We start from the raw sequence: 11,398 nt of genomic DNA on the forward strand, positions 1-11,398 counted from the left end.
AAGGAGAGGTATGCTATGGCGGCTTCCGCCCAACCACCCATCGATCTGTATTACTGGCCGACTCCGAACGGATGGAAGGTCACCATCATGCTGGAGGAGGCGGGTCTTCCCTATCGCATCCACCCGGTGAATATCGGCAAGGGCGATCAGTTCAAACCCGACTTCCTGGCGATTTCGCCCAACAACAAGATGCCGGCGATTGTCGACCCTGCTGGTCCTGACGGCAAACCCATCTCGGTGTTCGAATCCGGCGCGATCCTGCAATATCTTGGTCGCAAGACCGGGCAGTTCTACCCGACCGATGAACGCCAGCGGGTCGAGGTCGATCAATGGCTGTTCTGGCAGATGGGCGGTTTCGGCCCGATGCTCGGCCAGACCCACCATTTCCGCATCTATGCGCCCGAGAAGGTGCAATACGCCATCGACCGCTACACCAACGAGACCAATCGTCTCTATGGCATCCTCGACAAGCGTTTGGCCGATCGCGATTTCGTCGCCGGCGCGTATTCCATCGCCGACATGGCAATCGCCCCGTGGGCGAAGCTGTGGGAACGGCAGGGTCAGAACATCGAGGACTTTCCGAACGTGAAGCGCTGGCTCGATGTCGTTCTCGGCCGGCCGGCCGTGAAGAAGGGGATCGAGGTCGGCGCGGAAGATCGCGGATCTTACGACATGAAAGATCCCGCCGTGCAGGCCGTGCTCTTCGGACAGAAGGCGCGCTGACCTTTCGACAAGCACCAGTGGGGATCCGACGGGTTCCCACTGGTCTTGCGGTGCATTGTCAGTTGGCGCGCGCCCAGACCTGCGTCCGGCAGATCAGGCCGCCGAGCACACAGCCCGAGAGCCGCATGGCGCCGCCCTCGAAGACCGCCTTGCCCGCATAGGTGCGACCGTCTTTGTAATTGTAGAGCTGCCCGGAAAACCCGCCTTCGGCCGGTTTGATATCGGCGATCATCAGGACCCCGATGAGGCTGCGGGCCCTCAGCGATGGATCGGGATTGTTCTCGTCGATGGTCTGCCCGTTCACGCCGATGATCGTCCCGCAATGGACGGGGCCGCAGCGGGCGACACGCACCCGGGTCTCGCCGGTCTCGTTGACATAGACCCCACTGGGATCGGCCGTCTGCGCGGACACGGAAGACACACTGAGCGCCGCCGCAAAGGCCGCAAGGCTGATCCACTTCATGACAGCATCTCCGTTGTGTCAGACCGAAGAGGTAGGGCGCAGCGTGGCTGCCGCCATGGCCAGGCCTTGCGAATCTTCGCAGATGCGAAAAGGCCCCTTGAGGGCAGGGGAGCGCGCGGCTATAAGCGCGCCACCTTCCCTATTTCATCCCGAGAGTGAGTTTCATGGCCACCGAGCGCACATTTTCCATCATCAAGCCGGACGCGACCGAGCGGAACCTCACGGGCGCCGTCAATGCCGTCATCGAAAAGGCCGGTCTGCGGGTCGTCGCCCAGAAGCGGATCCTCATGAGCCGTCGCGAGGCCGAGACCTTCTACGCCGTTCACAAGGAACGCCCGTTTTTCGGTGAGCTGGTCGATTTCATGGTCTCCGGTCCGGTCGTCGTCCAGGTTCTCGAAGGCGACAACGCCGTCGTGAAGTATCGCGAGATCATGGGCGCGACCAACCCGGAAAGCGCCGCCGAGGGCACGATCCGCAAGCTCTACGCCAAGTCCATCGGCGAGAACTCGGTGCACGGCTCGGACAGCCAGGACAATGCCAAGCTTGAGATGGCGCAGTTCTTCTCCGGCAACGAAATCGTCGGCTGATCCCGAAGCTCCGGCACGAAGAGGCCGCCTCCGGGCGGCCTTTTTTGTGCCGGGGAGGGGTGCTCTTGCCTAAGTTTTAAGGCTGTTTGCGCATCCCCCTTGACGGCCTCACAAGGAGGCTATTCTTAGGGCACGATTGTATCGTTGCCCCATGGAGTTCCGATGAAACCCGCCCTCCGCGCGCTGCTGGCAGCCGCATTCCTCACCGTGTCCGCGTCGGCGGTTCTGGCATCCGCGTCGAACACCCCGACGATGTACCAGCCCGACCCCGCGCTGAAGACGGAAAGCGTCAGCCAGTTGCAGGCGCGCATCCGTCAGGCCTGCGGTGTCACGCAGGCCAAGCTCCAGGGCGTCAGCGAGACCTCGCTGTCGCGCAAATGCGATTGCTATGCCGGCCGTACGTTGCGGACGATGTCTGCCGACGAAGTCCAGGCCTACCGCGACACGGGAGTCTTCAACGACACGGCCCGGGGCAAGGCCCTCGCCGCGCTCGAGTCGTGCAAGCTCCAGCGCCCGGCGCTCTGACTGGCCGAGCGGTCGGATCCGCTCGCTGTACTTCCGCAGGTGCCGACACTGATAATCTGAACGTCGTGGCCGGGCCTGACCCGGCCACTGTCGTTTCCGCACCCGCGCCCGGTCAATCCGGGGATCGCATTGAACCCGTCGGAGCCCAGGATCCCGCGAACACGACACGCTCGCCCACGAGGGTTGCCGACCCATCACAGACCATCTGCAGCGCCCGCGGATAGAGCAGATGTTCCTGCGCGAGCACACGCGCTGACAGGGCCTCTGCCGTATCGCCCGGCACGACCGGGATTGCCGCCTGGGCGATGATGGGTCCGGCATCGAGTTCCGGGACCACGAAATGCACGGTGCAGCCATGCACGAGCACCCCGGCATCGAGCGCCCGTTGGTGGGTCTTGGTGCCGCGGAAGAGCGGAAGGAGCGACGGATGGATATTGATCATCCGCCCCGCCCACCGCTCGACGAAGGCGTCCGTCAGGACCCGCATGAACCCAGCCAGGCACACGACGTCGACGGCGTGGGCTTCAAGCATCGCATGAAGTGCTTCGTCGAAGCTCTCCCGATCGTTGTAGGATGTGTGATCGACCACCCCCGTCGCAATCCCGGCCTCCCGGGCCCGCGCGAGCCCTTCGGCCTCCGGCCGGTTCGACATCACGAGGACGACCTCACCGGGGAATTCCGTCGACCGCGCGGCTGCCATGAGCGTGGCGCTGTTGGAGCCCCGTCCCGAGATCAGAATGGCAATGCGGCGTCGGCGCATCAGACCTTCAATCGGCCCGAAGCGCGAACCTGCTCGCCGTCGGTATGAACAACGGTTTTGCCAACAAGAACAGGGCTTTCCCCGGCGTCGCGGAGGCTCTGCATCACTGCTTCGGCGTCGTCGGATGCGGCCACGACGATCATCCCGATCCCGCAGTTGAAGGTGCGCAGCATCTCGGCCTCGGTGACGCCGCCGGTGCGGGACAGCCACCCGAAGACCGGCGGGACCGGAATGGCGTCGAGGTCGAGAAGCACGCCCACGCCATCGGGGAGTACCCGCGGAATGTTGTCCGGGAAGCCTCCGCCGGTGATATGGGCCAGCGCCTTGATCCCAGCACCAGCTTTCAGGGCGGACAGCAGCGGCTTCACGTAGATCCGCGTCGGATCGAGCAGGGCCTGGCCGAGGCTGCGGCCTGGCGCGAAGGGGGCCGGCGCATCCCACGGCAGGCCGGAGGCCTCGACGATGCGGCGGACGAGCGAGAAGCCGTTCGAATGGACGCCCGACGACGGCAGGCCGATCAGCACGTCGCCCGCGACCACGCCCTTCGGTAGCAGGGTACCACGTTCGGCCGCACCCACCGCAAAGCCTGCCAGATCGTAGTCGCCGCGCGCGTAAAGTCCGGGCATCTCGGCCGTCTCGCCGCCCACGAGGGCACAGCCGGCCTGTACGCAGCCTGCCGCGATGCCCTTGACGATGGCGACGCCGATTTCCGGTGTCAGCTTGCCGGTGGCGAAATAGTCGAGAAAGAACAAGGGCTCGGCGCCCTGCACGATGATGTCGTTCACGCACATGGCCACGAGATCGATGCCGATGGTGTCGTGGATGCCGGTGTCGATGGCGATCTTGACCTTCGTGCCGACCCCGTCATTGGCCGCGACCAGGATCGGATCGGAAAAACCCGCCGCCTTCAGGTCGAAGAGGCCGCCGAAGCCGCCGATCTCGGCATCGGCCCCCGGCCGCCGCGTGGAGCGCACGAGGGGCTTGATCTGATCGACCATGGCGTTGCCGGCATCGATATCGACGCCTGCCTCAGCATAGGTCATCCCGTTCGGCAGTTTCTCGGTCATCCGCTCACCCCGTGTCCCGGCGGCAGTAAGACGAGCGCTGCCGAGAGGCAAGCGATACTCGCATTTTTTGTCGCAATCGCGAGGGTGTCGCACAGTCGGTTGTCCGCAACGCGGCCGGAGCGGTGCTGACGAAGGGGAAGGCCAGCCGGGGAGCACAGCCTTGACCCGCATGCGCCAGGGTGCCTATTTCGGGGTTTGGTCGGCAGAGCCGGCTTGCGACATTCCGAGTGGTGCCACGATGACATTCCAACGGCAGATGATTTTCTGGCTCGTCAGCCTTTTCATTGTTGCCGGCCTGCTTGCGGTCTTCAGCACCATCCTGCTGCCGTTCGTCGCAGGATTTGCCTTGGCCTACCTCCTCGACCCGTTGGCGGACCGGCTACAGCGCGTCGGTCTCGGCCGCCTCGGAGCAAGCCTCATCATCCTTGTGCTCTTCGTGCTGATCTTCATCGTCGGCCTGATGGTCGTCGTGCCGCTGATCGCCCAGCAGCTGGGCGAGTTCGTCGAGCGGCTGCCAAGCTACGTCGCGCGGCTGCAGCAATTGGCCGTCGAGCAGGGCGGGCCGCTCATCGAGCGGCTGGGGGGCTCCAACGCCCTCAAGGACATGCAGACCTCGGTCGGAAATCTGATTTCGCAGGGAATGGCCTGGATGGGGTCGTTCCTCCAGTCCCTGTGGTCGGGCGGGCAGGCGCTGCTGGGCATCTTCTCCCTGCTGGTGGTGACACCGGTTGTCGCGTTCTACATGCTGATCGACTGGGACCGCATGGTCACCACCGTCGATTCCTGGATGCCGATGCGCCACCGCGACACGATCCGGGCGATTGCCCGCGATATCGACAAGGCGATTGCGGGCTTCGTGCGCGGTCAGGCGCTGGTCTGCATCATTCTCGGCACCTTCTACGCGGTCGCGCTGTCCCTGCTGGGGCTCAATTTCGGCGCCATGATCGGCATGACATCGGGCATCCTTAGCTTCATTCCCTATGTGGGCTCGCTGACGGGCCTCATCCTGTCCATGGGCGTGGCCATCGTGCAGTTCTGGCCGGATTGGACGCTGATCGTCGCCACCCTCGGCATTTTCGTGTTCGGCCAGTTCGTCGAGGGCAACATCCTGTCGCCCAAGCTCGTGGGCGAAAGCGTCGGGCTGCATCCGGTCTGGCTGATGTTCGCGCTTCTGGCCTTCGGCTCGGTCTTCGGCTTCGTCGGCTTGCTGCTGGCGGTGCCGCTCGCCGCGGCAATTGGCGTCGTGGCCCGCTTCGGTCTTCACCAATACCTGACCAGCCCGCTCTATCGCGGCACTGATCCTGCCATCATCACGCCGAGGGTCGATCTCGATGCGTGAGCCACCGCGGCAGCTCGCTTTCGATCTGCCGCTCGATCCCCGGTTCGGACGGGAGGATTTTCTGGTCTCCCCGTCGAACGAGCTGGCCTATGCGCAAATCGAACGCTGGCCCGCATGGACCGACACGATCCTCCTCCTGTCCGGTCCCAAAGGCAGCGGCAAGAGCCATCTGGCCTCGATCTGGGCAGCCGCCGCCCATGCCTGGACCATCGACGCGTTCGAGATCGGCGAAGCGCAGGTGCCGCATCTGGTGTCGAGCGGGGCGCTTGCCATCGAGAACGCCGACGGGCCTGACCGCGACGAGGCGGCCCTGTTTCATCTGCTCAATCTGGCGCGGGAAAAGCGCGCTTTCCTCCTGCTGACCTGCGAGAAACCGCCTGATCTCTGGGGATTGCGCACGCCGGACCTGCTGTCACGGCTCCGTCTTGCGCCTGGCGTATCGATCGGCGCGCCCGACGACGCGCTCCTCAAGGCCGTCCTCGTCAAGCTCTTCGTGGACAGACAGCTGGTGGTGGATACCAGTGTTGTTGACTATATCGCGTTGAGGATCGAACGCTCGCTCGCCAAGGCAGACGAGCTGGTGAAAATCCTCGATAAGGAAGCGCTGAGTCGGGGCCGCCGCGTGTCGCGGGCCATGGCGGCTGAGATTCTCGGGGCCGCGCAGGAAATGGATGACATCGATTGAAGCCCCTTACGCCCCCCCGTCGTGAAACCGTCACGCAGTCCAAACCAAAACGGACGCCGAAGGTCACCCTGAAAGCAGCGACGGAGAGCGACGTGCGGAATAGCCTGGATCTGGACGATATCGTCAGCGAAGCGCCATCCCCGAAGGCGCCGCCGGATATCGAGTTCGACGGGGCCGTGCTGCGCCAGTTTCCCCAGCGATTCATCAATCGCGAATTGTCCTGGCTGCAATTCAACCGCCGGGTTCTCGAGGAGGCCTCTAACCGCTCGCATCCGTTGCTCGAGCAGTTGCGCTTCCTGTCCATCTCGGCCGGCAATCTCGATGAGTTCTTCATGGTCCGCGTGGCGGGCCTGCGCGGACAGGTCCGCTCGGGTATCTCCGCGCCCTCGCAGGATGGATTGACGCCACAGGAGCAGTTGAACCGCATCAGCGTCGCGGTGTCGGCGCTGGCCTCCGACCAGCAGCGCCGCTGGCGGGAACTCAAGGACGCCTTGCTGGAGGAGGGCATCGTCCTCGTGGACGGCGCGACCGGCCTTACCAAGCCCGAGGCCTCCTGGCTCGAGGATTACTTCCTCAATCACGTCTTTCCGCTGCTCACGCCGCTCGCCATCGATCCGGCCCATCCCTTCCCGTTCATTCCGAACCTTGGCGCGTCCATCGCGCTCAAGCTGGCGCGCCAAAGCGACGGCAAGGTGCTCAACGCCCTGATCCGCCTGCCGACGAAGGCCGACCGCTTCATCCGCCTGCCGGATTTCGCCGAGACCGGCGCAACCCGCTTCATCGCGCTGGAGCAGGTGATCGCGCTCTACACCAACCGGCTGTTCCCCGGCTACGACATGCAGGGGCAGGGGGCGTTCCGCGTCATCCGCGACAGCGATCTGGAAATCGAGGAAGAGGCCGAGGATCTCGTCCGCCTCTTTGAGAGCGCCCTGAAGCAACGCCGCCGCGGCAGCGTGATCCGGCTTGAGGTCGAGGCCGCGATGCCGGAGGATCTGCGCCTCTTCGTGGCCGAGGAGCTCGAGATCTCCGGCGATGAAATGTTCGTCGTGGAAGGCATGCTGGGGCTCGACGAGCTGTCGCATCTGGTGGCGCTCGAGCGGCCCGATCTGAAGTTCAAACCTTATAATGCGCGCTTCCCGGAGCGCATCCGCGAGCATAGCGGCGATTGTTTCGCCGCCATCCGCGAGAAGGACCTGATCGTCCATCACCCCTACGAGTCGTTCGACGCGGTGGTGCAGTTCCTGCGTCAGGCGGCGGCCGATCCCAACGTGGTGGCGATCAAGCAGACGCTCTATCGGACCTCGTCCAATTCGCCCATCGTCGCCGCACTTGCCGAGGCGGCCGAGTCGGGCAAGGCCGTCACTGCACTGGTCGAGCTGAAGGCCCGCTTCGACGAAGAGGCCAATATCCGCTGGGCGCGGGATCTCGAGCGGGCCGGCGCCCAGGTGGTGTTCGGCTTCATCGAGCTGAAGACGCATGCCAAGCTGTCGATGGTGGTGCGCCGGGAGGGTGGCCAGCTCATCACCTATTGCCATGTGGGCACCGGCAACTACCACCCGATCACGGCGCGGGTTTACACCGACCTCTCGTTCTTCACCGCCGATCCGGTGATCGGGCGCGATGTGGGCCGCATCTTCAACTACATCACGGGCTATGCGGAGCCGGCCGAACTCGAGCGGATGGCGGTGTCGCCGCTGACGCTCAAGAAGCGCCTGCTCCAGCATATCGGCGAGGAGATCGCCAACGCGAAGGCGGGTCTCCCCGGCGCGATCTGGTGCAAGTGCAACTCGCTCGTCGATCAGGAGATCATCGATGCGCTCTACGATGCGAGCGCTGCCGGCGTGCAGGTCGATCTCATCGTGCGCGGCATCTGCTGCCTCAGGCCGGGCATCAAGGGCCTGTCGGAGAATATCCGCGTCAAGTCGATCGTCGGGCGGTTCCTCGAACACACCCGCATTTACGCCTTCGGCAACGGCAAGAGCCTGCCGAATCCGAAAGCGCATGTGTACATCTCGTCCGCGGACCTCATGTCGCGCAATCTCGACCGGCGCGTGGAGGCGCTCCTGCCGATCCTCAACCCGACCGTTCACCAGCAGGTGCTCGACCAGATCATGCTCGCCAACCTCCTCGACAACGAGCAGAGCTGGACCGTCCTGTCGGATGGCTCCAGCCAGCGGATCACGTTGTCGAAAGGCGAGGAACCCTTCAACGCCCATCGGTATTTCATGACCAATCCCAGCTTGTCCGGACGCGGCAAGTCGCTCAAGACGTCCAGCCCGAAAGCGCTGGCCAAACGTGGGCAGCGCTGACATGCAGCTTCTCAACCGGCGCGAGGCACAGGGCCGGCTCAAGGTGGGCCAGCCCATCGCGATCATCGATATCGGCTCGAACTCGGTCCGCCTCGTGGCCTACGAGGGCCTCGTTCGCTCTCTGACGCCGATCTACAACGAGAAGGTCCTGTGCGGCCTCGGCCGTCATGTAGCCACCACCGGCCGTCTCGATGATGATGCGGTCGGCCGTGCGCTTCGGGCGCTTGCCCGGTTCCGGGTTCTGTGCGCGACCATGAACGTCTCGGACGTGTTCGTCCTCGCCACCGCCGCCGCGCGGGACGCGTCGAACGGGCCTGCCTTCCTTGAGGCGGCATCCAGAGCCTGCGGCCGCGAAATCGCGCTGCTCTCCGGGGCTGAGGAAGCCCGCCTGTCAGCCCTCGGCGTCCTCTCCGGCTTCCACACGCCGGACGGCCTGGTGGGCGACATGGGCGGCGGCAGCCTCGAACTGGTGGATGTCAGGGCAGGTCATGTGGGCGTGGGCGTGACGATGCCGCTCGGCGGCCTTGCTCTCCAGGACCTCAGCGGGGGCTCGGTGAAGAAAGCCCAGAAGATCATCCGCGCGTCGCTCGAACGAGCACCCGACTATCTCGAAAAGCTCCATGGCCGGACCTTCTACGCGGTGGGCGGCACCTGGCGATCCCTGGCGCGGCTTCATCAGGCGGCGACGGATTATCCCCTCCACGTCATGCACGCCTACACCATCGATCCGGGCGGCAGCCTCGACTTTCTCCACCTGGTGGAGGAGGCAGACGCCAAGACGCTGAAAGACATCGAGAGCGTTTCAGAAGCGCGCCGGCCGCTGCTCGCCTACGGGGCGATTCTGCTTGAGGAAATCATCCGCCTCGGGCAACCGAAGGACGTCGCCATCTCCGCCTATGGCGTCCGCGAGGGGGTGCTCTACCAGAAGCTCGACAACGAGACCCAGCAGCTCGATCCGCTGGTAGCGGCCGCCGCCGACCTCAACCTGCTGCGCTCGCGCTCGCCCGGGCATGGCGACGAATTGTGGGCCTGGACGAGCCAGTTCATCGACTCGGTCGGCCTGCCGGAAACGGATGCGGAGCGTCGCCTGAGACGGGCCGCCTGTCTGCTGGCCGATATCGGCTGGCGCGCCCACCCGGATTACCGGGGCGAGCAGAGCCTCAACCTCATCGCCTACGGGTCCTTTGCGGGCCTCGACCATGCGGGGCGCGCCTATCTTGCGCTGTCGATCTTCTTCCGGCATGAGGGCCTGTCCCCCGACAAGGTCGGGTCGCGCATCAAGGTGCTGGCCGGAACCCGGTTGATGGAACGCGCCCGTTTCCTCGCCGCCCTGATGCGGATCGCTTATCCGGTCTCGGTCGCCATGGAAGGCGTGCTGCCCCGCACGCCACTCGTCGTGCGCGGCCGAAACATCGTGCTCAGCCTGCCGAAGGCCATGGCGGACCTTGCCAATGAGCGCCTCGCCGGACGCATGAAAGCGTTGGGCAAGCTCACGAATCTGGATCCGGTGATTGAAGTGATCTGAGCAATCCTGCTGGCAGCAAGCCTCTCGCCAGCCCTCGATGTCGCGAGGACGAGCAAAACACCGGGATTGCCCGGTGTTTCCGTCTGCCGTGTTCAGACAGGTGCGGTCGCCGCCGCAGCCGCATGGATCGGCCGAACCTTCACCCGGCCGCGCTCCAGAACCAGCCCGAATTCCCCGTTCTTGAGGGCCAGGGCCTTCTCGCCGAAAAGGGTCCGACGCCAGCCTTTCAGGGACGGCACATCGGCGCTGTCGCTCTCGGCGATGGCCTCCAGCTCGTCCACCGTGGCGATGATCTTGGGCGCGACGCCCTCTTCCTCGGCGATCGCCTTCAGGAGAACCTTCAGCAGTTCGACGACGGCGCCGGCCGCACCGCGGCCTCGGGAGCGCTCGGGGGCCGGAACCGTGGAGGGATCACGGGCAAGACCGCGCTCCACCGCCTCGAGAATGTCCCCGCCGGTGCGGGAGCGCTCGAAACCGTTGGGAATCGACCGGAGCCGGCCGAGGGCCTCCACGTTGCGCGGGGCTGAAACCGCGAGGTCGACGACGGCGTCGTCCTTGAGGATCCGTCCCCGGGGGACATCGCGACTCTGGGCCTCACGCTCGCGCCAGGCGGCGATCTCCATCAGGACGGCGACCTCCTTGGGCTTGCGCAGGCGGCCCACAAGGCGACGCCACGCGTTTTCGGGATCGGCCTGGTAGGTCTCGGGCGCGGTGAGCACCGCCATTTCTTCGCTCAACCAAGCGAGCCGGCCGCTCTTCTGGAGCTGGGCGAGCAATTCCTGATAGACGGTCACCAGATAGGTGACGTCCGACAAGGCGTAGGTGAGTTGCGCCTCGGTGAGCGGCCGGCGCGACCAATCGGTAAAGCGCGACGACTTGTCGACGCGGGCCTTCGCCAAATCGTTGACCAGTTGCTCGTAGGAGACCGAATCGCCGTAGCCGCAGACCATGGCGGCAATCTGGGTGTCGAAAAGCGGGGCGGGGACCATCTGGCCGATATTCCACACGATCTCCAGATCCTGCCGGGCCGAGTGGAAGACCTTTGTCACGGCCGGGTCGGCCATCAGGGCCATGAAGGGATCGAGACTGATGCCCTCCGCCAGCGGATCGATCAGGAAGGCGTCGTCCGGATCCGGCCCCGCCATCTGGATCAGGCAGAGCTTGGGATAATACGTGGTTTCTCGCAGAAACTCCGTATCGACCGTCACGAACGGGTGGGCGGCAAGACGGGCACAGGCTGCCGCAAGGGCGTCGGTGGAAGTGATCAAATCCATGGTCAAGGCTTTTAGCCGAAGCCGGGCGTTCCTGCGACTCCTGACTTGGTGCCAGACGCGCAAAACCGGGGACATGGCGACCGACCGGTGGAGGGCCTTTGTGCCGGGGTGACCGTTGGCCCGCAACGGTTAGCGGGTGTT

Annotated in this window: 11 protein-coding genes; 7 read left to right on the forward strand and 4 right to left on the reverse strand. The window is 64.9% G+C overall.

Annotated features, from left to right (window positions below):
- Positions 1 to 15 precede the first annotated feature (15 nt).
- Positions 16 to 723, forward strand: coding sequence for a glutathione S-transferase N-terminal domain-containing protein (locus J4G32_RS09410; protein WP_210487197.1), 708 nt, complete (start codon positions 16 to 18; stop codon positions 721 to 723).
- A gap of 58 nt (positions 724 to 781) precedes the next feature.
- Here the strand turns inward: J4G32_RS09410 and J4G32_RS09415 are convergent, their stop codons facing one another.
- On the reverse strand, positions 782 to 1,186 hold the full coding sequence (locus J4G32_RS09415) for a DUF2147 domain-containing protein (RefSeq protein ID WP_210487224.1): 405 nt from the start codon (positions 1,184 to 1,186) through the stop codon (positions 782 to 784).
- A 164-nt stretch (positions 1,187 to 1,350) separates the two neighbouring features.
- Here J4G32_RS09415 and ndk point away from each other — a divergent pair, with 164 nt between their 5' ends.
- On the forward strand, positions 1,351 to 1,773 hold the full coding sequence (gene ndk, locus J4G32_RS09420) for a nucleoside-diphosphate kinase (protein ID WP_210487251.1): 423 nt from the start codon (positions 1,351 to 1,353) through the stop codon (positions 1,771 to 1,773).
- A 162-nt stretch (positions 1,774 to 1,935) separates the two neighbouring features.
- Entirely contained in the window at positions 1,936 to 2,298 is a 363-nt protein-coding gene (locus tag J4G32_RS09425) for a hypothetical protein (RefSeq protein WP_210487270.1), read from the forward strand.
- A gap of 112 nt (positions 2,299 to 2,410) precedes the next feature.
- On the opposite strand, the gene purN is transcribed toward J4G32_RS09425, so the two are convergent.
- Both purN and purM read right to left on the reverse strand, forming a co-directional pair.
- A complete protein-coding gene (gene purN / locus J4G32_RS09430) occupies positions 2,411 to 3,058 on the reverse strand; it encodes a phosphoribosylglycinamide formyltransferase (RefSeq protein ID WP_210487296.1) in 648 nt (215 codons plus the stop codon).
- Positions 3,058 to 4,125, reverse strand: a complete 1,068-nt coding sequence (purM, locus tag J4G32_RS09435; RefSeq protein ID WP_210487321.1) for a phosphoribosylformylglycinamidine cyclo-ligase — start codon at positions 4,123 to 4,125, stop codon at positions 3,058 to 3,060. The genes purN and purM overlap by 1 nt, the downstream gene beginning before the upstream one ends.
- A 238-nt stretch (positions 4,126 to 4,363) precedes the next feature.
- Here purM and J4G32_RS09440 point away from each other — a divergent pair, with 238 nt between their 5' ends.
- The 4 genes from J4G32_RS09440 to ppx all read left to right on the forward strand — a co-directional run bounded on the left by J4G32_RS09440 (position 4,364) and on the right by ppx (position 9,983).
- Positions 4,364 to 5,464 (forward strand): AI-2E family transporter, encoded by a 1,101-nt coding sequence (locus J4G32_RS09440; protein WP_210491270.1) that lies wholly within the window; start codon positions 4,364 to 4,366, stop codon positions 5,462 to 5,464.
- Complete coding sequence (locus tag J4G32_RS09445; protein WP_210487328.1) at positions 5,457 to 6,149, forward strand: P-loop NTPase family protein; 693 nt, start codon at positions 5,457 to 5,459, stop codon at positions 6,147 to 6,149. The genes J4G32_RS09440 and J4G32_RS09445 overlap by 8 nt, the downstream gene beginning before the upstream one ends.
- 119 nt (positions 6,150 to 6,268) lie before the next feature.
- On the forward strand, positions 6,269 to 8,458 hold the full coding sequence (locus J4G32_RS09450) for an RNA degradosome polyphosphate kinase (RefSeq protein ID WP_343232636.1): 2,190 nt from the start codon (positions 6,269 to 6,271) through the stop codon (positions 8,456 to 8,458).
- A gap of 1 nt (position 8,459) precedes the next feature.
- Positions 8,460 to 9,983 carry an exopolyphosphatase gene (ppx, locus tag J4G32_RS09455; RefSeq protein WP_210487357.1) on the forward strand — a complete coding sequence of 508 codons (1,524 nt, stop codon included), beginning with the start codon at positions 8,460 to 8,462 and terminating at the stop codon, positions 9,981 to 9,983.
- A gap of 92 nt (positions 9,984 to 10,075) precedes the next feature.
- Here the strand turns inward: ppx and rnd are convergent, their stop codons facing one another.
- Positions 10,076 to 11,257 (reverse strand): ribonuclease D, encoded by a 1,182-nt coding sequence (gene rnd, locus J4G32_RS09460; protein ID WP_210487377.1) that lies wholly within the window; start codon positions 11,255 to 11,257, stop codon positions 10,076 to 10,078.
- Positions 11,258 to 11,398: the final 141 nt, after the last annotated feature.

The sequence above is a fragment of the Microvirga antarctica genome, assembly GCF_017921815.1.
In the GTDB taxonomy this organism is placed as follows: Bacteria; Pseudomonadota; Alphaproteobacteria; order Rhizobiales; family Beijerinckiaceae; genus Microvirga; species Microvirga antarctica.